Genomic DNA, 22,462 nt, shown 5'->3' with positions numbered 1-22,462 from the left:
CGGGTCACGCGCGGCTGAACTCCGCCCCGAGCGACTCGAGCTTCTCCGTGAAGTGCTCGTACCCCCGGTCGATGAGGCTGATGCCTCGCACCTGGGACGTGCCCTTGGCGGCCAGCGCGGCGATCAGGTGGCTGAACCCACCGCGCAGGTCCGGCACCTCGATGTCGGCCGCGGACAGCGGCGTCGGGCCCGAGATGACCGCCGAGTGGTAGAAGTTGCGCTGCCCGAAGCGGCAGGGACGCCCGCCGAGGCACTCCTTGTAGACCTGGATGGTGGCGCCCATGCCGCGCAGCGCGTCGGTGAAGCCGAAGCGGTTCTCGTAGACCGTCTCGTGCACGATGGACAGGCCCTTGGCCTGCGTGAGCGCGACGACGAGCGGCTGCTGCCAGTCGGTCATGAACCCGGGGTGCACGTCCGTCTCGAGCGTGATCGAGCTGAGGTCGCCGCCCGGGTGGAAGAACCGGATGCCGGCGTCGTCGATCTCGAACTCGCCACCGACCTTGCGGAACGTGTTGAGGAACGTGGTCATCTCCGGCTGCGTGGCCCCCCGCACGTACACGTCGCCGCTGGTCGCGAGGGCGGCCGAGGCCCAGGACGCGGCCTCGATGCGGTCGGCGAGCGCGGTGTGCTGGTACCCGACGAGCCGGGCGACGCCCTCGATGCGGATGACCCGGTCGGTGTCGACCGAGATGATCGCGCCCATCTTCTGCAGGACATTGATGAGGTCCATGATCTCGGGCTCGATGGCCGCGTTGGACAGCTCGGTGATGCCCTCGGCGCGCACGGCCGTGAGCAGCAGCTGCTCGGTGGCGCCGACGCTCGGGTACGGCAGCGCGATCTTGGTGCCCTGGAGCCCGAACGGGGCCCGGATGTGGATGCCGTTCTCGCGCTTGTCCACCACGGCGCCGAACTGCCGCAGGATGTCGAGGTGGTAGTTGATCGGCCGGTCGCCGATCCGGCAGCCCCCCAGGTCGGGGATGAACGCCTCGCCGAGCCGGTGCAGCAGCGGGCCGCAGAAGAGGATCGGGATGCGGCTGGAGCCGGCGTGCGCGTCGATGTCGGCGACGTGCGCGGACTCGACGTCCGTGGGGTCCAGGCGCAGGGTGCCGGCGGCGTCGTCGGAGACGACCTTCACGCCGTGCAGCTCGAGCAGGCCGGTGACGACGCCGACGTCGCGGATCCGCGGCACGTTGCGCAGCACGCTGGGCGTCTCGCCGAGCAGGGAGGCGACCATCGCCTTGGAGACGAAGTTCTTGGCACCGCGGACGGTGATCTCACCCTTCAAAGGGTTGCCACCGTTGACGTACAGCAGATCCTTCATGGTCCCATCGTGCCCTGCCCGGCGGCATGGTTCGCACCAGTCCGGACGGCGTGGTGGACGTGGGCGCGAAACCTTCACACATCGGACGAGCGGCCTCGGCACGGACGACGACGGGCGGCACCCCGTGCGAGGTGCCGCCCGTGCGAGCGGACGCGGGTCAGAGCGTGCGCGTGGCGCCCAGCTCGACGGGCACCGCGACCGGGCGGGCTGCCTCGATCTCGACCGTCGGGAGGTGCTTGGCAGGCAGCGTGCGGGGGCGCCAGGCCTCGCGGGTGGCCTCGAACTGCGTGATCTCGGCCTCGTGCTGCAGGGTCAGGCCGATGTCGTCCAGGCCCTCCATGAGGCGCCAGCGCGTGTAGTCGTCCACCTGGAACGGGACGACCACGTCGTCGCACGTCACGGTGCGCGCCCCGAGGTCGACGGTCACCTCGGTGCCGGGCCTGGTCTCGAGGACCTTCCAGATGAGCTCGATGTCCTCCTGGGCGACCTGCGCGGCGAGCAGACCCTGCTTGCCGGAGTTGCCGCGGAAGATGTCGGCGAACCGGGCCGAGACCACGACGCGGAACCCGTAGTCCTTCAGCGCCCAGACGGCGTGCTCGCGTGAGGAGCCCGTGCCGAAGTCCGGTCCGGCGACGAGCACCGAGCCGGCCTTGTACGCGTCCTGGTTGAGCAGGAACTCGGGGTCGCCACGCCAGGCGGCGAAGAGCGCGTCCTCGAACCCCGTGCGCGTGACGCGCTTGAGGTAGACGGCCGGGATGATCTGGTCGGTGTCGACGTTGCTGCGGCGCAGCGGCACACCGACGCCGGTGTGGGTCGTGAACTTCTCCATGGCGGGTCTCGCTCCTGGTCGGGCGGGGCCGCGGCGGTCAGGCGCGGCCGGTGGCTGGTGGGTGTGCGGGCTCAGGCCTGGACGAGGAGGTCCGGGTCGAGCGGCGCCAGCGGCGTGCCGTCGAACGTGGTCAGGTCGACGTCCGCACCCAGGTCGAGGTCCGCGAGCGAGGACAGCGTGCCGCGGATCGCCGTGGCCGCGGCGACGAGCGGGGACACCAGGTGCGTGCGACCGCCCTTGCCCTGGCGGCCCTCGAAGTTGCGGTTCGACGTCGATGCCGACCGCTCCCCCGGGGTCAGCTGGTCCGGGTTCATGCCCAGGCACATCGAGCAGCCGGCGTTGCGCCACTCGGCACCGAAGTCGAGGAAGATCTTGTCGAGCCCCTCCGCTTCGGCCTGCAGCCGCACGCGGGCGGACGCAGGTACGACCAGCACGCGCACCGACTCGGCCTTGGTCCGGCCCTGGACGACCTTGGCGACCGAGCGCAGGTCCTCGATACGACCGTTGGTGCACGAGCCGATGAAGACCGTGTCGACCGCGATCTCGCGCAGCGGGCGGCCGGGCGTCAGGCCCATGTACTCGATGGCGCGCTCGGCGGCCACGCGCTCGTTGGCGTCGGCGATCTGCTCGGGCACCGGCACGGTGGCCGACAGGGGCAGGCCCTGGCCGGGGTTGGTGCCCCAGGTGACGAAGGGCTCCAGGTCGGCGGCCTCGAGCACGACCTCCTCGTCGAACACCGCGTCGTCGTCCGAGCGCAGCGTCGACCAGTAGGCGACGGCCTCGTCCCAGTCGGCGCCCTCGGGGGCGTGCGGGCGGCCCTGGAGGTAGTCGAACGTGGTCTGGTCGGGCGCGATCATGCCGGCGCGGGCACCGGCCTCGATCGACATGTTGCAGACCGTCATGCGCGCTTCCATGGTCAGCGACGCGATGGCCTCGCCGCGGTACTCGAGCACGTAGCCCTGACCGCCGCCGGTGCCGATCTTGGCGATGACCGCGAGGATGATGTCCTTGCTGGTGGCGCCGGGGGGCAGCTGGCCGTTGACGGTGATCGCCATGGTCTTGAACGGCGCGAGCGGCAGCGTCTGGGTGGCGAGCACGTGCTCGACCTCGGAGGTGCCGATGCCGAACGCGAGGGCACCGAAGGCCCCGTGCGTCGAGGTGTGCGAGTCGCCGCAGACGACCGTCAGACCGGGCTGCGTCAGGCCGAGCTGGGGCCCGACCTGGTGGACGATGCCCTGGTCGGCGTCGCCGAGCGAGTGGATCCGCACGCCGAACTCCGCCGCGTTGGAGCGCAGGGTGTCGATCTGGGTGCGGCTCGTCAGGTCGGCGATCGGCCGGTCGATGTCGAGCGTGGGGGTGTTGTGGTCCTCGGTCGCGATCGTCAGGTCGGGGCGGCGCACCGGACGTCCGGCCAGGCGCAGGCCCTCGAACGCCTGCGGGCTGGTGACCTCGTGCACCAGGTGCAGGTCGATGTAGAGGAGGTCGGGCGCACCGTCCGTGCCACGACGCACGACGTGCGCGTCCCACACCTTCTCCGCCAACGTGCCGGCCATGTCCTGGGTCCTGTTCTCTCGTCCGGGTGGGGGTGTTCCCGGGTTCGTCGGCCGACTCGACTTGCGTCTCAGCCTGCGAGACGGCAATATCGGCCTATGGACAACTCTAGCGGAGTCGGCGTTCTGGACAAGGCCGCGTCCGTCCTCAGCGCCCTCGAGGCCGGTCCCGCCACGCTCGCGCAGCTCGTCACTGCCACCCATCTTGCTCGCCCCACGGCGCATCGGCTGGCCGTGGCCCTCGAGCACCACCGCCTCGTGGCCCGTGACATGCAGGGCCGCTTCGTGCTCGGCCCCCGCCTGTCCGAGCTGTCGACGGCCGCCGGCGAGGACCGGCTGCTGGCCGCCGCCGGACCTGTGCTGGCCGCACTGCGCGACCACACGGGCGAGAGCGCCCAGCTCTACCGGCGCCAGGGCGACATGCGCATCTGCGTCGCCGCCGCCGAGCGGCCCATCGGGCTGCGCGACTCGATCCCGGTCGGCGCCACGCTGACGATGCAGGCCGGGTCCGCCGCGCAGATCCTGCTCGCCTGGGAGGAGCCCGACCGGCTGCACCGCGGACTGCAGGGCTCGAAGTTCACCGCCACGATCCTGTCCGGCGTGCGCCGCCGCGGCTGGGCGCAGTCGGTCTCCGAGCGCGAGATCGGCGTCGCGTCCGTCTCGGCGCCCGTCCGCGGTCCGTCCGGACGCGTGGTCGCCGCGGTGTCGGTCTCCGGGCCGCTCGAGCGCCTGTCCCGTCAGCCGGGCCGGCTGCACGCCGCGGCCGTGGTCTCGGCCGCGAACCGGCTGACCGAGGTCCTGCGCCGCACCGCCGACTGACGGGCCCGACCCACCGCTCACCGAGAACGCCCGCACCTCCCTGCCGAGGTGCGGGCGTTCTCGTCGTGAACGACGAGACCTCGAGATCGTGACCCCGAGCACGACGAAGGCCCGGTCACATGGTGACCGGGCCTTGACGTACCCCCGACCGGATTCGAACCGGCGCTACCGCCGTGAGAGGGCGGCGTGCTAGGCCGCTACACAACGGGGGCCTATCGCCTGCAGCACCCGGAGGCGCTGCCGAACGAGTGAGAACTCTACCCGATGCTCCGAGTGACTCGGACCAACGGCCAGCGGTCTCGCGCTGGGGTACCAGGACTCGAACCTAGACTAACTGGACCAGAACCAGTCGTGCTGCCAATTACACCATACCCCATGGGGTATGACTTCCGGGGGTCGCAGACCGCTCCCCCGGGGGGCAGCGGAGCCGCCGTTTCCGGACGTCCTACCGCCGGAGAACACTACCCGAGCGGTGGCGTGCGGGTCCAACTGGCACCCGCCGACCGGCTCCCGTCCGCCTGCGGGACGGCCCCAGGACGGGGATGACCAGGGCCGACACCGCCGTTCGTGACCAACGACACGTCCGCCAGGCGCGACCCTTGACCCGCGTGGCACCGTGGAGGCATGGACGCCGACCGCACCGCACGCGCCGCGTCCTTCGAACGCGGTGCAGCCGTCTACCAGGCCACCCGACCGACCTACCCGGCCGAGGCCGTCCGGTGGTGCGTGCCGCCCGGCGCGCGCGACGCCGTGGACCTCGCCGCGGGCACCGGCAAGCTCACCGCACGGCTCGCCGAGCTGGGCCTGCACGTCACCGCCCTCGAGCCCTCCGACGCGATGCGTGGAGAGCTGCTCGCTGCCGTCCCCGGCGTCGAGGCACGCCCCGGCTCGGCCGAGCGGACCGGGCTGCCCGACGGCGTGGCCGACGTGGTCACCGTCGCCCAGGCCTGGCACTGGTTCGACGAGACGGCCGCCTCCGCCGAGATCGCGCGCGTGCTGCGGCCGGGAGGGACCCTGGCGGTGCTGTGGAACGTCCGCGACCCCGACGTCGACTGGGTCGCCGCGTTCACCGAGATCATCCACCGCGGCGACGACCTCGAACCCAGCCACCGCAGCCCCTCGCTCGGGCCGCAGTTCGAGCCCACCGAGCACACCACGATCCGGTGGCACGACGAGATCGCCCCCGCCGCGCTGCGCGCGCTCGCAGCGAGCCGCTCGCACCTGCTGACGCTGCCCGACGCCGACCGTGACGCCCTGCTGGACGCGGTCGACGAGCTCGTCGCCACGCATCCGCACCTGCGTGGGCGCGAGCGCGTCGAGCTGCCTTACCTGACACGCTGCTGGCGTGCCCGGACACGCCGCTGAGGCACGTCGGCGGGCTCAGGACGCGTCGCGTCCGGAAGGTTCAGACGCCGAGCGCGTCACCGAGGTCGGTGAGCGAGCCGACCACCAGGACGCCCGAGGCGCGTGCGTCGTCCGGGTCCTCGGGGTGCGCGCCGCCGCGCCGCTCCCCCGGCCGGTCCAGCCACGCACCGATCAGGCCCGCGTCGCGTGCACCCCGGGCGTCGACGTCGAGCTCGTCGCCGACGTACACCGTGCGGGCCGGGTCCGTGCCGAGCAGGCGGCACGCCTCGAGGAACACCCGGGGGTCGGGCTTGCCGAAGCCCAGGGTGTCGACGCCGACGAGCATCGGCACGCGCAGCAGGTCCGCACGGGCCAGCTTGGAGGTCTGCAGCGTCGTGGAGGCGTTCGAGAGGGCACCGACGGCGATCCCGGCGGCCTCGAGCCGGTCGAGCAGCCCGGGCGCGTCCCCGTGCCCCTGCCAGCCCTCCTCGAAGGCCGACCAGAACACCGACAGCCACGCCCGGTAGCCCGCCTCGTCGAGCGCGTCGCCACCGAACCGCGCCTGCAGCTGGTTCGCCCGGCGCATGCGCTGCTCGTCGAACGTCAGCTCGCCACGCGTGTACGCCCGGTAGTACCCGTCCGGGTCCTCCCGCCACAGCGCCAGCACGGCCGGGCGGGCCTCGGGCGGCACGTGCGGCAGGTACTGCACCGCCACCGCGTCGATGGCCCTCGCGAACGCGTCACGCGTGGTCACGAGCGTGTCGTCGACGTCGAACAGCACCCCGTCGACGAGCCCGGCGAGCACGCCTCGGTGCCCCGTCGCCCCGGCCCCCGGGTCCAGCGGTGCCGTCACAGGGTCGACCGCAGCGCCGCGATGCGGGCGAGCGTGGCGTCCTTGCCGAGGATCTCCATGGACTCGAACAGGGGCGGCGACACCCGACGACCCGTCAGCGCGACGCGCAGGGGCGTGTAGGCGAACCGCGGCTTGATGCCCAGGCCGTCGGGGCCGTCGACCAGCGCGGCCTGCAGGACCTCCTGCGTGGCCGCCGTCGTGAAGCCGTCGGCAGGGAGCGCACCGAGAGCGACGAGGGAGGCGTCGAGCACCGCGGGCGACTCCTCGCGCAGAGCACCGCGCGCGTCCTCGGCGACCTCGACCGCGTCGTCGGCGACGAACAGGAAGCCGAGCATGCCGACCGCCTCACCGAGCAAGGTCATGCGCTCCTGCACCAGCGGGGCCGCGGCGTCCAGCAGCGCGCGCTGCTGCGCCGGCAGGTCGGCGTAGGAGTCGACGAGCACGAGACCGCCGGCGTGCAGGTACGGCACGAGGCGGTCGCGGAACTCCTCGGGCGCCAGCAGCCGCAGGTGCGCGGCGTTGATCGCCTCGGCCTTCTTCAGGTCGAACCGGGCCGGGTTCGGGTTGACGTCGGCGACGTCGAAGGCGCCGACCATCTCCTCGACGGAGAAGACGTCACGGTCCGGCGCGATGGACCAGCCCAGCAGCGCCAGGTAGTTCAGCAGGCCCTCGGGCGTGAAGCCGCGCTGGCGGTGCAGGAACAGGTTGGACTCGGGGTCGCGCTTCGAGAGCTTCTTGTTGCCCTCGCCCATGACGTACGGCAGGTGCCCGAACACGGGCAGCACGGTGGCGACGCCGAGCTCGAGCAGCGCACGGTAGAGCACGACCTGGCGGGGGGTCGAGGAGAGCAGGTCCTCGCCGCGCAGCACGTGCGTGATGCCCATGAGGGCGTCGTCGATGGGGTTGACCAGCGTGTACAGCGGGAAGCCGTTGCCGCGGACGATGACGTAGTCGGGCACCGAGCCGGCCTTGAAGGTGACGTCGCCGCGCACCAGGTCGGTGAAGGTGACGTCCTCGTCGGGCATGCGCAGGCGCAGCACGGGCTCGCGGCCCTCAGCCAGGTAGGCGGCCTTCTGCTCGGCGGTCAGGTCGCGGTCGAAGCCGTCGTAGCCGAGCTTGGGGTCGCGCCCCGCGGCACGGTGACGGGCCTCGATCTCCTCCGGCGTCGAGAACGACTCGTAGGCGTATCCACCCTCGAGCAGCCGGCGCGCGACATCGCGGTACAGGTCCATGCGCTGCGACTGCCGGTACGGCTCGTGCGGGCCACCGACCTCGACACCCTCGTCCCAGTCCATGCCGAGCCAGCGCAGCGCCTCGAGCAGCTGCTGGTAGCTCTCCTCGGAGTCGCGCGCCGGGTCGGTGTCCTCGATGCGGAACACGAACGTGCCGCCGACGTGCCGCGCGTACGCCCAGTTGAACAGCGCGGTGCGGATGAGGCCGACGTGCGGGGTGCCCGTCGGCGACGGGCAGAAGCGGACGCGGACCGGGGACGAGCCAGGGGTGGTGGAGGTCACCGGCCAAGCCTAGTTGCGGTGCACGGCGCCGACCGTCAGGCACGACCCTCGGCGCGGGCCGCCGCGCTCCCGGCGCGCGCGCCCCGGACGGTGCTGCGACAGTGGCCGGATGGCACTCCACGACCGCGCACCGCGTCCTGGGGACGCGAACGACTCGCTCTTCGCCGAGGCCGGGCTCGCCCGGACCCTGCCGAAGTACGCCTTCCCCGAAGGCACCATGCCGCCCGCCGCGGCCTACCAGGCGGTGCACGACGAGCTCATGCTCGACGGCAACGCCCGGCAGAACCTCGCGACGTTCTGCCAGACCTGGGAGGAGCCCGAGGTCAAGGCGCTCATGGCGCTGTGCATCGACAAGAACCTCATCGACAAGGACGAGTACCCGATGACGGCCGAGCTCGAGCGCCGCTGCGTGCACATGCTCGCCGACCTGTGGCACGCGCCGGCGTCGCAGACGACGATCGGCACCTCCGGCATCGGCTCGTCGGAGGCCTGCATGCTCGCCGGCATGGCCGCCAAGTGGCGCTGGCGGGCCCGGCGTCAGGCCGGGGGCAAGCCGACCGATCGGCCCAACATGGTGTGCGGGCCCGTCCAGGTGGTGTGGCACAAGTTCGCCCGGTACTGGGACGTCGAGATCCGCGAGGTGCCGATGTCCGAGGGGCACTACGAGATGACGCCCGAGGACATGCTCGAGCGCGTCGACGAGAACACGATCGTCGTGGTCCCCACGCTCGGCGTGACGTACACGGGCAGCTACGAACCCGTCGCCGCGCTCGCCGCCGCACTGGACGACCTGCAGGCGCGCACCGGGCTCGACGTCGACCTGCACGTGGACGCCGCCAGCGGCGGGTTCCTCGCCCCGTTCTGCGCCCCCGACCTGGTGTGGGACTTCCGGCTGCCGCGCGTGAAGTCGATCAGCACGTCGGGGCACAAGTTCGGGCTCGCACCCCTCGGCGTGGGCTGGGTGGTCTGGCGCGACGTCGCCGAGCTGCCCGACGACCTGATCTTCCACGTCAGCTACCTGGGCGGGGACATGCCCGTGTTCCAGGTGAACTTCTCCCGCCCGGCAGGGCAGATCGTCGCGCAGTACTACGACTTCGTGCGCCTCGGGCGGACCGGCTATCGCGACCTGCACCAGGCCGCCTACGACAACTGCACGGTCCTCGCCGACGCGATCCCCCGCCTGGGCCCGTTCGACCTGGTCTGCGCCGGCGACCAGCAGTCGGCCATCCCCGCCGTCGCGTGGCGCATCCGGGAGGGCGTCGACCCCGGCTTCACGCTGTACGACGTCGCAGACCGTCTGCGGACCAAGGGCTGGCAGGTGCCCGCGTACCCGCTCACCGGCGCGGTGAGCGGCATCGCGGTGCAGCGGGTCCTCGTCCGGCAGGACGTCAGCCGTGACCTCGTGGAGCTCCTGCTGGCGGACTTCGAGGAGGCCGTCGGGCACTTCAGCAGGCACCCCGTCACGGTGTCGATGACGCCCGAGGAGTCCAGCGGGTTCAGCCACCTGTAGGCGCGCACCGATGGACGCGGACGAGGGTCGCTCGCCGACGACGGGGGACGCCGCGCACGTCCGTGTGCGCTGGTGGACGCCGGGTCGCGCCGACTGGCAGGTGGCGGCGCTGTTCGCGCTGGGTTCCACGTGCTTCGTCCTCGGCGCGACACCCGGTTACGCCTCGCTCGTCGGTGTGCAGGCCGACTGCTGGACGTACGCGATCGGGTCGGTCTTCTTCACGCTCGCCGCCCTGCTGCAGGTGCTGATCTCGCTCGGCGTCGTGCGTGCCGAAGCCCGCCCGCTGGCCGCCGCGCGGTGGCGGCACCACGTGCGCGCGCTCGACCGTCCGGCGTGGTGGGCGGGCACGGTCCAGCTCGCGGGAACCGTGCTGTTCAACGTCTCCACGTTCGCCGCGCTCGACGCCTCGCTCACCCTCGACGAGGCGCAGCGACGCGTCTGGGCGCCCGACGCGCTGGGGTCGGTCGCGTTCCTCGTGGCGAGCGCGCTCGCGTTCGCCGACGTGGCCCGACCGTGGGTCGCGTGGCGGCCGCGCGACCTGACCTGGGCGGTCGCCACGCTCAACCTGGTCGGATCGGTCGCGTTCGGGGTCTCGGCCGTCGCTGCGAAGTACGTGCCGTCCGGGGAGCTGCGCGACGCCGCTCTGGCGAACCTCGGCACGTTCGTCGGCGGCGTCTGCTTCCTCGTCGGGGCCGTGCTGCTCGTGCCCGACCAGCAGGAGCAGCGCGCGCCGACCGGCTGACGGGCTCAGGAGCGGCGCAGCACCGGGTTGCGCAGCGTGCCGATGTCCTCGACCTCGACCTCGACGACGTCGCGCGCCACGATCGGGCTGACCCCGGCGGGCGTGCCGGTGAGGATCACGTCGCCGGGCAGCAGCGTGAACACCTCCGAGACGTACGAGATCAGGTAGGCGACGTCGAAGACCATCTGCGACGTGCGACCGTCCTGCGTGGTGACCCCGTTGACCCGCGCACGCACGGCCAGGTCGTCGACGTCGAGCCCCGGCACGATCCACGGGCCGATCGGGCACGACGTGTCGAACCCCTTGGCCCGGGTCCACTGCAGGTCGGAGCGCTGGATGTCACGCGCGGTGACGTCGTTGGCGACCGTGAACCCGAAGACCTGGTCGAGCGCCTTGTCGGGGCGCACGTCCTTGGTGACCTTGCCGATCACGACGGCCAGCTCGGCCTCGTGCTCGACGTGCTCGGTCCAGTCGGGCAGCACGATCGGGTCGTCCGGGCCGATCACGGAGGTGTTCGGCTTGAGGAACAGCAGCGGCTGCGCGGGCACCTCGTGGCCGTGCTCGGCGGCGTGGTCGGCGTAGTTGCGGCCCACGCCGATGATCTTCGAGCGCGGGATCACGGGCGCCAGCAGGCGCACGCCGTCCTGGTCGAGGCGGAGCCGTTCGCCGGTCGGCTGGACCGGGGTGTAGATGGGGTCGCCGCTGATGACGACGAGCTCCTCGGACCCGGGTTCGCCCTCGACGAGGGCGTAGCGGGGGTCGTTGCCGGTGGTGAACCTCGCGATGCGCACGTGACCAGGGTAGTCAGACGCGCGCGACGACCTCGCCGTGCAGGATCGCGAACCACGCGTCGGGCTGGTGGCCCCACTCGCGCCAGGCGTCGGCGAGCAGCTCGAGCCCGACCTCGTCGGCCAGCCCGTGCGCGAGCGCCTGGGCGGCGAACGTCGACTGCACGATGCGGTCCGCCCACAGTCCGGCCCACCAGGTGCGGTCCTCCGGGCTGGCGTAGCACCAGGCGCCGGCCCCGGGCGTGATGCCCTCGGGGTCGTAGCCGGCCTCGCGGACCCAGGACAGCAGGTGACGGCCGGCGTCGGCCTCGTGCCCGTTGGCCTCGGTGACCTCGTGGTAGAGCTCGCGCCACTCGTCGAGGCCGTGCGACGGCGGGAACCAGGTCATGCCGGCGTAGTCGGCGTCGCGCACGGCCACGATGCCGCCGGGGCGGGTGACGCGGCGCATCTCGCGCAGCGCGAGGACGGGGTCGGCCAGGTGCTGGAGGACCTGGTGGGCGTGCACGACGTCGAACGTGCCGTCGGCGAACGGCAGCTCGTAGACGTCGGCGACCTCGAACCGCACGTGCGGCTCGTCGGCGTTCTCGGCCTGGGCGAGCTCGATGACGGCGCCGGAGGCGTCGACCCCGACGACCTCACCCGGAGCGATGCGACGCGCGAGGTCGACGGTGAGGTTCCCGGGCCCGCAGCCCACGTCGAGCAGGCTCTGACCTGGCCGCAAGGACGGCAGCAGGTAGGCGGCGGAGTTCTCGGCGGTGCGCCAGCGGTGCGAGCGCAGCACGCTCTCGTGGTGACCGTGCGTGTAGACGCCGGGGCGGGACGGGGAGTTCACACGACACTGTAAGCAGGTGAGGGGCCTCGGGTCCAAGGGTCGGACCCTCGGTGACCGCGATGCGAGACGCACGGGTGTGCGCCGAATCACCCCCGCCGCACGCCCCGCTCCGTAGCATGTCCGCCATGCGCCGGATCGAGGGGGTCGACGTCGCCCGCGGGATCGCCGTGCTGGGCATGGTCACCGCGCACGTCGGCCCGGACGACCACGGGCCGATCCCGCCCGGCGGGTTCTCCCAGCTGGCGGACGGACGGTCCGCCGCCCTGTTCGTCGTGCTCGCCGGCGTCGGGCTCGGGCTGCTGTCCGGCGGGACCGACCCGGTGCAGGGCACCCGGCTCGTGCAGGCCCGGCTGCGGATCCTCGTGCGCGGCGGGCTGCTGCTCGCCCTCGGCCAGGCGCTCGTGCTGCTCGACGTGCCCATCGCGATCATCCTCACGTCCTACGCCGTCTACTTCGCGCTCGGCGTCGTCGCCCTCACCTGGTCACGGTCGGCGCTCGTCACCGCGGCCGCCGTGGTCGCGCTCCTCGGACCGCTCGTCGTCCAGTGGGCCCAGCCGCGGCTGCCGGAGCTGTCAGCAGGGTCCCCGCAGACCCTTGCCGACGTCGTCGTCGGGCACTACTACCCGGCCGCCGTGTGGATGGCGTACGTGCTCGCCGGGCTCGCGATCGGCCGGTCCGACCTGCGCTCCACCCGGCTGCGCCGCGCCGGTGCGGTGCTCGGCCTGGGTCTCGTCGTGCTCGGGCACGGCGGGTCGTGGGTCGCGCTGCACGTCCTCGGGCTGCCGACGCCGCTGGCCACGAGCGAGCCGCACAGTTCGACGACGTTCGAGGTCGTGGGCAACACCGGTGTCGCGCTGCTCGTGCTCGCCGCCGCGCTCGTCGCCGCCGACCGCTGGCCCCGGACCCTGTCCCCGCTGGCCGCCACCGGTGCGCTCGCGCTCACCGCCTACACCGCGCACCTGGTCGCCATCGCCGTCGTCGGGCCGTGGATCGTCTGGGACACCTCGCTCGGCTGGTGGCTGTGGTTCGTCGGCGTCATCGTCCTCGGGTGCTGGGCGTGGCGTCGTCGGCTCGGCCGGGGACCGCTCGAGCGGGCGCTGCACGCGGCCTCGACCTGGGCGGCCGACCTCGCCCCCGACGCGCTGCCCGAACGGCCCGGCCGCCTACCCTGACCCCATGACCTCCCCCGCCGCGACACCCGGGGTCGCGGCCGTGCTCGACCCCGCGACCTGGCAGGCCCGGGCCGCCGCGCACGCCGCCCGGGCCGACGCGCTGACCGCCGGTCACCGCGAGCGCCGCTCGCGCCACGAACGGCACGCGATCGAGGACTTCCTCTACGAGTACTACCCGACCAAGCCCGCCCAGCTGCGCCGCTGGCACCCCGGAGCCGGGACCGCGCTCGCGCCCGGGGCGGACGGCCCGGCCCCGCACGCCGGGTGGCGCTGGTACCGCACCGCACCGGACGGTGCCGTGACCCTCGACGTCGACTCCTACCTCGCGGCGCGCGGCGACACCGTCCGGTTCGTCCGCACGCTGCTCACCGCCACCGCCGCCCGCCCGGCCTTCACCGGGTGCTTCGGGCTGCACGAGTGGGCCATGGTCTACCGCGAGCCCGACGGCGAGCACCGGCACCCGCTCCCCCTGCGCCTGGGTGCGGCTGGCACCGACGCGGTCGTCGAGCAGCACCGGATCCGCTGCTCGCACGTCGACGCCTTCCGGTTCTTCACCCCCGAGGCCGTCGCACGCAACTCGCTGCAACCCACGCGGCAGACGCAGGTCGCCGACGAGCAGCCGGGGTGCCTGCACGCCACCATGGACCTCTACAAGTGGGCGCTCAAGCTCGGCCCGCTGGTTCCCGGCGCGCTGCTCCTCGACTGCTTCGAGCTCGCGGGGCGGATCCGTAGGACCGACATGCAGGCGTCGCCCTACGACGTGACGTCGTACGGGCTCGAGCCCATCGCGATCGAGACCCCGACCGGCAAGGCCGAGTACGTGCGCCTGCAGCGCGAGTACGCCGCCCGCTCGAACCCGCTCCGGGCGCGACTGCTGGCCTCCTGCGACGACATCGCGACCTCACCGGTCCTCAGCCCCTGACCCCGGGCCGCGGGCCGGGCCTGCGTCCGCCTGACCGGGCGGCCCGAGCAGGCCCAGCTCCCAAGCCCGGCGCACCGCCTCGTGCCGGCGCGCGACGTCCAGCTTGCGCAGGATGTTCCTGACGTGGGTCCGCACCGTGTTCACCGAGACGTACATCGTGTCGGCGATCTCGGCGGTCGTCAGGAGGCGGCCGAGGTGCTCGAGCACCTGGAGCTCCTTGGCCGTCAGGTGCTCCGGCGCAGGTCGACGTCCTGACGGCGGCCCCCAGGACCCGGTACGCACCGCGACCGGGCGACCCAGCGCCTCCCGACGCAGGTGCTGCGACCCCGGACGACGCACGCCCTGCCCGCCGAGGTCGGCCGGGTGCCCGCGGGTCCCGGCGTCGGTGCGCCCGGCCGGGACCGCGAGCCAGGCCGTCGGCGCCGAGGTCCGGACCGGGAGCATCCGCCGCACCGTGGCGGGGGCCTCGAGGAAGGGGCGACGGATCAGCTCCGGCTCGGCGAGCCGAAGCGCCCGGTCGAGCAGCAGCCGCGCGCGGTCCCGGTCGCCCGCCCTCTCGGCCCGTTCGGCCCGCCGCACCAGGAGATCCAGCCGCGCGTCGAGCGTGAGGACCGCCACCACGGGCGGTTCTCCGGCCGGTCCTCCCGTGCGACGCCCCGGCGCACCCCATCTGGCCTGCGCTGCCACGAGTCGGTCCTCCCACGGCGCCGGGAGCGTTCGGCTCCCACGTCCGGAGCGTGCGAGGCGGACGTGCTGCTGCGCCGCGCAGTCGTCACCGCGCGCGTGGACCACGCGACCGCGGACCAGCGCGAGCACGACGGCGCAGACCGCGTCGCCCTCGGCGCCGAGGCGCGACGCCTCGGCGGCGAGCGTCCCGGCGCCGTCGAGGTCGTACTCCTCGGTCGCGACCCAGGCCAGCGCGAGGAGCGCACGCACGCTCGCCCACCGGTCGTCGCCGGGGCGGGCGTCGAGCGCCAGACGGGCCGCGGCGGCGGCGCGGCGCAGCTGCCCGGTCAGCGACCAGCTCAGAGCTGCCGCCGCACGGGCTCGGCGTCGGAGCGCGGTGGCCTGCCCCTGGGGCACCCGCTCGAGATCGGCCGCGGCCACCGCGACGTCGGCCAGCTCGCACCGGAGCAGGTCGAGCTCGCACCGCTGCACGGCCAGCAGGCGCCCTACCGCCGACCGGTGTCCCGGCGTCCCCCCGCTGGTGCGGCGGAGCCGCCGCTCGGCCGTGGAGAGGGCTGCCGCCGCGCCGTGCCCGTCGCCTGCCCGCGTCGCCTGCTCGGCCTCCAGCAGCGCGAGGGTGAGCAGGCTCGCGTCGAACCGACGCTCCTCCGGCACCCGGACACCCGCGCGGGCCCGACGCAGCTCGCGCGCCACCAGCTCCCCGTCGTCCGCCAGCCGCGCCGCCGTGGCCCGCACCAGGGCGGATTCCGCGCCCCGCACGTCGTCGGGCAGCCCGTCCAGGAGCACGCGCAGGTGCGGCTCGACGCGGCCGGCGAGCGCGGCCGCCGCGTCGAGCCCGTCCACGGCGACCGCAGCGGCAAGGTCCCAGGCACCGGCACGCACGGCGTGGCTGATCGCGGCACCCGAGCGTCCCTGTGCCGCGAACCACTGCGCGGCGCGTCGATGACCGGTCGCGACCGTCTCCGGGCTCTCCTCCGAGAGCTGTGCACGGAGCAGGTCACGCAGCTGCGGCTGGAACCGGAAGCTCCCTCGCCGGTCCGGGTCGGCGTCCAGCAACGCGCCCGAGGCGGTCAGCCGGTCGATCACCTGTTGCCCGTGCGCCCCGTCGACGAGTGCGTCGACCAGTCCCGCCTCGAGGACGTCGACGACACCGCAGCGCAGCATCGCCTCCCGCAGCTCGGCCGGCTGCGCGTCGAGGACCTCGGCCCGCAGGTAGGCCGTCAGAGCACCGTCCGTCGGCTCGTCGTCGCGGACGCCAACCCCGACCTCGGCCTCGACTCCGCCGGACTCGCTCGTGGACGCACCCGGCCCGGCGTGGCCCGACCCGACGCGCGGACGCCCGGCGAGCTCCCGTGCGGCGAACCGCACCCCCGCGACCCACCCGTGCGTGCGCTCCATCAGGTCGGTCAGCTCGACCTGCGCCAGGTCGACCTGTGCGGCCTCCAGGAGGGCGACGGCCTCGTGGTCCGTGAGAGCGAGGTCGGCCTGACGGATCTCGGTGACGTCGCCGTCGAGCCGGTACCGGTGCAGAGGCAGGCACGGCTCGGTGCGGGTGAGCAGCACCACGTGAAGGTGTTCCCCGCTGTGGCGCAGGAGGTACCCGAGGCCGTCGCCGAGCGCGCGGTCCGCCAGGTACTCCGCGTCGTCCAGCACCAGGACCGTCCGCCCGCCCGCGTCGGTCAGCCACCAGGCGAGCATGTCGAGCACGGCCCGGTCGGCCGGCCCGGGCGGAGCGGTCGTACCGGTCGCACCGGCTGGGCCCGGCAGGTCGGGCAGCGGCAGCCCGGAGAGAGCGGCGTCCCCGACGGTCAGACCTCGCGCGAGCGAGGACCAGAAGGCGTCGGGGTGCTCGTCACCCTCCTGGAGCCTCATCCACACCAGCGGTCCGGGGATCGCGCGGTCGGCGGCCCACGAGGCCAGCAGGCTCGTCTTGCCGCTGCCCGCCGCCGCGCTGACGAGGGTCAGCGGTCCCTGCACCCCGGACGACACCCGGTGCAGGAGCCGCTCGCGACGCACGAGGCCGTCAGGGACGGTCGGGACCTGGAAGCGGGACGGCGGGTACGCGTCACGGGGACGCGAGGGGCGCGCTGCTGCGGTGCCGGGCGCTGCGGGCGCGGCCTGCTCGACCACCTGCCGCATGGCACCCCCCGGTGACCCCCGACCGTGGCCGGGCGTCACTCACCCCGGCCACGCCACGGTATCCCCGAGGGTCACGGTCGGCCATCGGGTGGGTCCGACGCGGGCAGGGCGCCGGGGTCCGCTCAGACGTCGACCCGCCTCATCTCCCGCCCGTGCACCATGACGGCCCAGATGACCAGGATGGCGACCGCGATCATCAGCACCGACCAGATGGGGTAGGCCGCCAGGAACGCGACGCTCGCCAGGGCGCTGAGGAACGCGAGCAGCACGGCGACGACCCGCGCCCACATCTGCCCGACGAGCAGCGCGAGCCCGGCACCTGCGACCACGATGCCGAGGACCAGGTGGATCCAGCCCCACTGGGAGTAGTCGATGCTGATCGCCAGCCCGCTCGGGGCGACGAGGAAGTACTCGTCGCGGAACAGCGCGACCAGGCCCTGGATGGCGTGGAACAGGCCCAGCATGATCATCATGGCACCGGCGAACGCGATCCAGCCCACCCACGCGGTCGGTCCCGGTTCGGTCGTCCACGACGTGTTCTCGACGACGGCGCCCGGCGCCCGGTGCTTCTCGGTCATGTCGCTCCTCCGTCGGACGGCTGGCCCGACCAGACTCGCAGCGCCCGGGTCGCGGCGTCCTCATCCGGGGCGGATGACACGAGCCGTCGGGTCGGGTCGGGTCAGATCGGCTCGCATCAGGGCCAGGTGCGGCTGCGGGCGTCGAGCTGGCGGTCGAGCGTGATCGCCGCGTCGATCAACGCCAGGTGCGTGAACGCCTGCGGGAAGTTGCCGATCTGCTCGCCGGTCAGGGCGATCTCCTCGGAGTAGAGCCCGACGTGGTTGGCATACGTCAGCATCTTCTCGAAGACGACCCTGGCGAGGTCGAGACGCCCGGCGCGGGCGAGGGAGTCGACGTACGCGAACGTGCACAACGAGAACGTGCCCTCGGTCCCGCGCAGCCCGTCGGGCGAGGCTGCGGGGTCGTAGCGGTACACCAGGCTGTCCGTGACGAGCTCGCGGTCCATCGCCGCCAGCGTGGACAGCCACATCGGGTCGCTGGGGGTGACGAAGCCGACGGTCGACATCCGCAGCAGGGAGGCGTCGAGCACCTCGGTGCCGTAGTGCTGCACGAACGCACCCCGCCGGCTGCTCCACCCTCGGGACATGATCTGGTCGTAGACGGCGTCGCGCTCGTGCTGCCAACGGGCCAGCGGAGCCGGTCGGCCGTGGGTCGTGGCCAGACGGATGCCCCGGTCGAAGGCCACCCAGCTCATCAGCCGGGCGTAGGTGAAGTCCTGACGGCCGCCCCGGGTCTCCCAGATGCCCTCGTCGGGCTGGTCCCAGCTGTCGGCGAGCCACTGCAGCATCTCGACGATCTTCTGCCAGCCGCGGTGACCCACGTGCAGTCCGCGCTGGTCGGCGAAGTAGATGCTGTCCATCGCCTCGCCGTAGATGTCCAGCTGGAGCTGGTCGGCGGCGCCGTTGCCGATACGGACGGGACGCGAGCCCCGGTACCCCTCCCAGTGCGCCAGCTCCTCCTCCACCAGGTCGCTCGAGCCGTCGACGCGGTACATGATCTTCAGCGGCGTGCCTCGCCCGGCGCTCTCGTCCACGCGGTCGCGCAGCCAGCCCATCAGCGCGGTGGCCTCGTCCGTGAGCCCGAGGCCGAGCAGGGCGTAGACGGAGAACGACGCGTCGCGCACCCAGGTGTACCGGTAGTCCCAGTTGCGCTCCCCGCCGACCTGCTCGGGCAACGACGCGGTCGGTGCGGCGACCAGCCCGCCGCTGGGCGCGTACGTCATCAGCTTGAGCGTGATCGCGGACCGTCGCAGCTGCTCGCGCCAGCGGCCGACGTAGGTCGAGCGAGCGAGCCACCGCTCCCAGAAGCTCGTCGTCTGCGCCAGGAGCTCCTCGACCTCAGCCACCCGGTACTGCCGGGCGGGTCCGGTGGTCCCCGTCTCCAGGACGGCCCCGCGCACCTGCCCCGCGCGGAGCGTCAGCTCGGCGTGCAGGTCCCCGCGCTCGTCGACGTGCAGCTGGGCCAGCCTCGCGTCCTGCGGCTCACGCACGAGATGGACGACCATCGCCGAGCGGCTGCCGCGCACGACGACACCGTCGTCCGTGACCTCGACGGTGTGCGCGTCACGCCCGTAGTCCAGGCGGGGCGCGAGGTCGAGGGCGAACGTCATCTGACCCCGCACGCACCTGACCAGGCGCACGATGCGATGGCGGTCGGTGGCGACCGCCCCGGCGACCGGCATGAAGTCGACGACCTCGCCGACGCCGGCCTCGGTCATGAACCGGGTGACCAGCACGGCCGTGTCGGGCAGGTAGAGCTGCTTGCCCGTGAAGGTGGGGATCGTCGGGCGCACGCGGAAGCGCCCGCCCTCCGCGTGGTCGAGCAGGGCCGCGAACACGCTCGGCGAGTCGAACCGGGGGGCGCAGAACCAGTCGACGGAGCCGTCGGTGGCCACGAGCGCCGCGGTCTGCAGGTCGCCGATCATCCCGTGGTCCGCGATCAGCGGGTAGTCGTCCATGGTGGTCGGACCTCTCGTGGTCGGGACTGGCCCTGCTCCCCCGTTGGTATCGCCGGGTTCACGCGGGCGCCTCATCCCGCCCGGGTGATGACGCGGGGCACCGTCGGCCGTGTGATGCACCCAGGGGCTCGCCCGCACCGGGTGCGGTCCTCGGTGGCGGAGGGGGTGTCCGGTGATCCGACGGATGGTCCTGTTCGGAGCCTCGGGCGACCTCGCCCGACGCCTGCTGCTGCCCGCCGTCGCCCAGCTGGTGGCCGCGGGAGCCCTCCCGCCGGGCCTGAGCATCGTCGGCTCGGCCGACACCGACTGGACGACCGAGACGTTCCGCGAGCACGTCGCCTCCGCGCTGCGGGCGCACTCGACGGCGTCCGCAGAGGCCCACGACCAGCTGCTGCAGATGCTCACCTTCCGGCCTGCGGACGTCACCCGCGCCGCCGACGTCGCCGCCGTCCTGGGAGAGGGCCACGCGGCGACGCTCGTGTACCTCGCCCTGCCGCCGGCGCTGCTGCACGACGTCCTGCCCGCGCTGGCCGCCGCCGGCCTGGGCGCCGCCGACGCCGTGGCGATCGAGAAGCCGTTCGGCACCGACCTGGCCTCGGCACGCGAGCTCAACGAGCTGCTGCGCCTGCGCCTGCCTGCGCCGACCGTGTTCCGGGTCGACCACTTCCTCTCGAGCGAGCTGGTGCGCAGGGTCGTGACGTTGCGCTTCCTCAACCGGGTCTTCTCGCCGGCCTGGCACGCGGAGCACGTCGAGCGCATCGACATCAGCTGGTTGGAGGACCTGACGCTGGAGGGCCGCGCGTCGTACTACGACCGTGCCGGCGCCCTCAAGGACATGCTGCAGAACCATCTGATGGAGGTCATGGCCCTGGTCCTCATGGAGCAGCCGGCGCGCATGGACGCGCACTCGTTCCGTGCGATGCGGGTCGAGGCGCTGCGGGCGGTCGCCACCCCCGACCCCGCGCGCGTCCGCGCGAGCACCGTCCGGGCGCGCTACACCGCGGGGACGATCGGGAGCCGGGCCGTGCCCTCGTATGTCGACGAGCCCGGTGTGGATCCCGCTCTCCGTACCGAGACGTACGCGGCGCTGACCCTGGAGGTCGACAGCCCGCGCTGGTCCGGCGTGCCGGTGACGATCCGTTCCGGCAAGGCCCTCGCGGCTTCCTCGGCGGAGATCGCCGTGCACTTCCGTCCCGTCCCGCGCTACCTCACCGAGCAGTGGCCGGGCGTCGAGCCGAACGTGCTGCGCCTCGGGCTCACCGAGCCGTACGTGCACCTGTCGACGACCCTCAACGGCCCCGACCGCACCGCCGAGCCGCGCAGGCTCGAGACGGTCTCGAGCCCGCCGCCGCTGTCGCCCTACGCGAACCTGGTCCGGGAGATGCTGCAGGGCGACCCGATGCTCTTCATCCGTGGGGACGAGGCGGAGGAGGCCTGGCGCATCGTCGACCCCGTGGTGCGGGCCTGGTCGGCGCAGGCGGTCCCGCTGCAGGAGTACCGCGCCGGTGGCACCCCGCCCGGCCCGGTCGCGTGAGCGTCACCTGTCCCCGTCACCGTCTCCGTCCCCGTCTCCCCGCCGCACACCTCTTCCCCAGGTCCGCCCCGGCGGGCTAGCGTCGGCGGCGGGTCGAGGCCGGAGGGGGTCCCATGAGGTTCGACGACATCCCGGTCCGCACCCTGCACGGGGAGGAGACCACGTTCGGCGGCCTGGTGGGCGACCGGCTCACCCTGGTCGTCAACGTCGCGTCGCGGTGCGGCCTCGCCCCGCAGTACGAGCAGCTCGAGGCCCTGCACCGCACGTACGGACCTCGTGGCTTCACCGTCGTCGGCGTCCCGAGCAACCAGTTCCTGCAGGAGCTCGGGTCGGCGGACGCGATCGAGGAGTACTGCTCGACGACCTGGGGCACCACGTTCCCCATGCTGGAGAAGACCCCCGTCAACGGGCGGCACGCGCACGCCCTGTACCGCGAGCTGACGCGGTTCCCGGACGACGACGGCAAGGCCGGGCGCATCACCTGGAACTTCGAGAAGTTCCTCGTCTCGCCCGACGGTCGGGTGCGCCGGTTCAGGCCCCGCGTGCGGCCCGACGCCCCCGAGGTGGTCGGAGCACTGGAAGCGATGCTGGATCGCACCCCGACCGTGTCCTGAGCAGGCGGACCACCGGCCGTCAGGCCAGCGCGCGCCGGACCGCTGCCTCCTCCCGGCGGTACCCGACGCACTCGTGGCCGACCACGACCACCGCCGGCGAGCCGCCCGTGATGCCACACTGCGGGGTGGCCACACCCGATCAGGAAGCACGCACCCGCCGGACGAGCCTGCTGTTCGCGGTGGTCTCCACCGGCTCCCTGGTCGGCTACGGGATCGCCGAGGGATGGTCGGTGGTGCAGACGGGTGTCGTCGCAGGGGTCACGGGCCTGACGGCCTTCGTCGCGAACACGGCGGTTGCCCGACGGCAGGGGCGCTGACCGCCCAACGGACCCGGCAGCGGCGGATGCCGTCCGCGTCGGTGGGCGGCATCATGGCGCGCATGGCACTGACCTTCAGCGGAGTCGTGGTGGACAGCACCGACCCGGCCACCGTGGCGGACTTCTGGGCTCGGGCCCTCGGGTGGAGCGGGCGCGAGGACGGAGCACGCGGCGAGGTGATCCTGCACCCGCAGCAGGGCGAGACCCTCTACGGTCCGCCGAGCATCGTGTTCCAGCCGGTGCCCGAGCGGCGCAGCGCGAAGAATCGGGTGCACCTGGACTTCTCCTCCTCCGACCAGGCGGGCGACGTGGCGCGACTCGAGGGCCTCGGTGCGCGCCGCGTGGACGTGGGCCAGGGGGACGACTCGACGTTCGTGGTGCTGGCGGACGTGGAGGGCAACGAGTTCTGCGTCCTCGACGAGGCCTGAGGCTGGGCACC

The 22,462-nt window shown here is 73.2% G+C and carries 20 protein-coding genes and 2 tRNA genes; 10 read left to right on the top strand and 12 right to left on the bottom strand.

Going from position 1 to position 22,462, the window contains the following annotated elements:
* Positions 1–4: 4 nt before the first annotated feature.
* From murA to leuC, 3 genes are all read right to left on the bottom strand, one after another.
* Positions 5–1,321 carry a UDP-N-acetylglucosamine 1-carboxyvinyltransferase gene (gene murA, locus BKA22_RS13825; protein WP_146953065.1) on the bottom strand — a complete coding sequence of 439 codons (1,317 nt, stop codon included), beginning with the start codon at positions 1,319–1,321 and terminating at the stop codon, positions 5–7.
* A 157-nt stretch (positions 1,322–1,478) separates the two neighbouring features.
* Entirely contained in the window at positions 1,479–2,150 is a 672-nt protein-coding gene (gene leuD, locus BKA22_RS13820) for a 3-isopropylmalate dehydratase small subunit (protein ID WP_146953066.1), read from the bottom strand.
* Between the two features lie 71 nt (positions 2,151–2,221).
* Positions 2,222–3,703 (bottom strand): 3-isopropylmalate dehydratase large subunit, encoded by a 1,482-nt coding sequence (leuC, locus tag BKA22_RS13815; RefSeq protein WP_146953067.1) that lies wholly within the window; start codon positions 3,701–3,703, stop codon positions 2,222–2,224.
* 96 nt (positions 3,704–3,799) lie between these two features.
* Between leuC and BKA22_RS13810 the strand changes: the two genes are divergently transcribed.
* The gene (locus tag BKA22_RS13810; RefSeq protein WP_146953068.1) at positions 3,800–4,519 is read left to right on the top strand and encodes an IclR family transcriptional regulator; all 720 of its coding nucleotides are present in this window, start codon (positions 3,800–3,802) and stop codon (positions 4,517–4,519) included.
* Positions 4,520–4,658: 139 nt separating this feature from the next.
* Here BKA22_RS13810 and BKA22_RS13805 read toward each other — a convergent pair.
* A tRNA-Glu gene (locus BKA22_RS13805) sits at positions 4,659–4,731 on the bottom strand.
* Positions 4,732–4,823: 92 nt separating this feature from the next.
* A tRNA-Gln gene (locus BKA22_RS13800) sits at positions 4,824–4,895 on the bottom strand.
* 248 nt (positions 4,896–5,143) lie between these two features.
* Here BKA22_RS13800 and BKA22_RS13795 point away from each other — a divergent pair.
* Positions 5,144–5,884 (top strand): class I SAM-dependent methyltransferase, encoded by a 741-nt coding sequence (locus BKA22_RS13795; protein ID WP_146953069.1) that lies wholly within the window; start codon positions 5,144–5,146, stop codon positions 5,882–5,884.
* 40 nt (positions 5,885–5,924) lie between these two features.
* Here the strand turns inward: BKA22_RS13795 and BKA22_RS13790 are convergent, their stop codons facing one another.
* Both BKA22_RS13790 and gltX read right to left on the bottom strand, forming a co-directional pair.
* Complete coding sequence (locus tag BKA22_RS13790) at positions 5,925–6,716, bottom strand: HAD family hydrolase (RefSeq protein ID WP_223203585.1); 792 nt, start codon at positions 6,714–6,716, stop codon at positions 5,925–5,927.
* Positions 6,713–8,230, bottom strand: a complete 1,518-nt coding sequence (gene gltX, locus BKA22_RS13785; protein WP_146953070.1) for a glutamate--tRNA ligase — start codon at positions 8,228–8,230, stop codon at positions 6,713–6,715. The genes BKA22_RS13790 and gltX overlap by 4 nt, the downstream gene beginning before the upstream one ends.
* A 109-nt stretch (positions 8,231–8,339) precedes the next feature.
* Between gltX and gad the strand changes: the two genes are divergently transcribed.
* The gene (gene gad, locus BKA22_RS13780) at positions 8,340–9,740 is read left to right on the top strand and encodes a glutamate decarboxylase (RefSeq protein WP_146953071.1); all 1,401 of its coding nucleotides are present in this window, start codon (positions 8,340–8,342) and stop codon (positions 9,738–9,740) included.
* Positions 9,741–9,750: 10 nt separating this feature from the next.
* Entirely contained in the window at positions 9,751–10,482 is a 732-nt protein-coding gene (locus tag BKA22_RS13775) for a YrhK family protein (RefSeq protein ID WP_146953072.1), read from the top strand.
* 5 nt (positions 10,483–10,487) lie between these two features.
* Here the strand turns inward: BKA22_RS13775 and BKA22_RS13770 are convergent, their stop codons facing one another.
* Both BKA22_RS13770 and BKA22_RS13765 read right to left on the bottom strand, forming a co-directional pair.
* On the bottom strand, positions 10,488–11,273 hold the full coding sequence (locus tag BKA22_RS13770) for a fumarylacetoacetate hydrolase family protein (protein WP_146953073.1): 786 nt from the start codon (positions 11,271–11,273) through the stop codon (positions 10,488–10,490).
* Positions 11,274–11,286: 13 nt separating this feature from the next.
* Positions 11,287–12,102, bottom strand: coding sequence for a methyltransferase domain-containing protein (locus BKA22_RS13765; RefSeq protein WP_146953074.1), 816 nt, complete (start codon positions 12,100–12,102; stop codon positions 11,287–11,289).
* A 125-nt stretch (positions 12,103–12,227) separates the two neighbouring features.
* Between BKA22_RS13765 and BKA22_RS13760 the strand changes: the two genes are divergently transcribed.
* Both BKA22_RS13760 and BKA22_RS13755 read left to right on the top strand, forming a co-directional pair.
* Positions 12,228–13,274 carry a heparan-alpha-glucosaminide N-acetyltransferase domain-containing protein gene (locus tag BKA22_RS13760; RefSeq protein ID WP_146953075.1) on the top strand — a complete coding sequence of 349 codons (1,047 nt, stop codon included), beginning with the start codon at positions 12,228–12,230 and terminating at the stop codon, positions 13,272–13,274.
* Between the two features lie 4 nt (positions 13,275–13,278).
* Positions 13,279–14,196, top strand: coding sequence for a 3-methyladenine DNA glycosylase (locus tag BKA22_RS13755; protein ID WP_146953076.1), 918 nt, complete (start codon positions 13,279–13,281; stop codon positions 14,194–14,196).
* Here BKA22_RS13755 and BKA22_RS13750 read toward each other — a convergent pair.
* From BKA22_RS13750 to BKA22_RS13740, 3 genes are all read right to left on the bottom strand, one after another.
* Positions 14,176–17,022: a winged helix-turn-helix domain-containing protein gene (locus BKA22_RS13750; RefSeq protein ID WP_146953077.1), complete on the bottom strand. Its 2,847-nt coding sequence runs from the start codon at positions 17,020–17,022 to the stop codon at positions 14,176–14,178. The two genes, BKA22_RS13755 and BKA22_RS13750, sit on opposite strands and share 21 nt — an antisense overlap.
* A gap of 122 nt (positions 17,023–17,144) precedes the next feature.
* The gene (locus BKA22_RS13745; RefSeq protein ID WP_146953078.1) at positions 17,145–17,600 is read right to left on the bottom strand and encodes a DUF7144 family membrane protein; all 456 of its coding nucleotides are present in this window, start codon (positions 17,598–17,600) and stop codon (positions 17,145–17,147) included.
* A gap of 116 nt (positions 17,601–17,716) precedes the next feature.
* Positions 17,717–19,558: a glycoside hydrolase family 15 protein gene (locus tag BKA22_RS13740; RefSeq protein ID WP_146953079.1), complete on the bottom strand. Its 1,842-nt coding sequence runs from the start codon at positions 19,556–19,558 to the stop codon at positions 17,717–17,719.
* Positions 19,559–19,742: 184 nt separating this feature from the next.
* Between BKA22_RS13740 and BKA22_RS13735 the strand changes: the two genes are divergently transcribed.
* The 4 genes from BKA22_RS13735 to BKA22_RS13720 all read left to right on the top strand — a co-directional run bounded on the left by BKA22_RS13735 (position 19,743) and on the right by BKA22_RS13720 (position 22,451).
* Complete coding sequence (locus BKA22_RS13735; protein WP_146953080.1) at positions 19,743–21,092, top strand: glucose-6-phosphate dehydrogenase; 1,350 nt, start codon at positions 19,743–19,745, stop codon at positions 21,090–21,092.
* 113 nt (positions 21,093–21,205) lie between these two features.
* Positions 21,206–21,706 (top strand): glutathione peroxidase, encoded by a 501-nt coding sequence (locus BKA22_RS13730; RefSeq protein WP_146953081.1) that lies wholly within the window; start codon positions 21,206–21,208, stop codon positions 21,704–21,706.
* A 125-nt stretch (positions 21,707–21,831) separates the two neighbouring features.
* The gene (locus tag BKA22_RS13725; RefSeq protein ID WP_146953082.1) at positions 21,832–22,023 is read left to right on the top strand and encodes a hypothetical protein; all 192 of its coding nucleotides are present in this window, start codon (positions 21,832–21,834) and stop codon (positions 22,021–22,023) included.
* Between the two features lie 62 nt (positions 22,024–22,085).
* Positions 22,086–22,451: a VOC family protein gene (locus BKA22_RS13720; protein WP_146953083.1), complete on the top strand. Its 366-nt coding sequence runs from the start codon at positions 22,086–22,088 to the stop codon at positions 22,449–22,451.
* Positions 22,452–22,462 lie beyond the last annotated feature (11 nt).

Origin of the sequence: Cellulomonas soli (assembly GCF_013409305.1) — a bacterium.
GTDB lineage: Bacteria > Actinomycetota > Actinomycetes > Actinomycetales > Cellulomonadaceae > Cellulomonas > Cellulomonas soli.
This window is presented reverse-complemented; position numbering and strand designations above follow the sequence as displayed.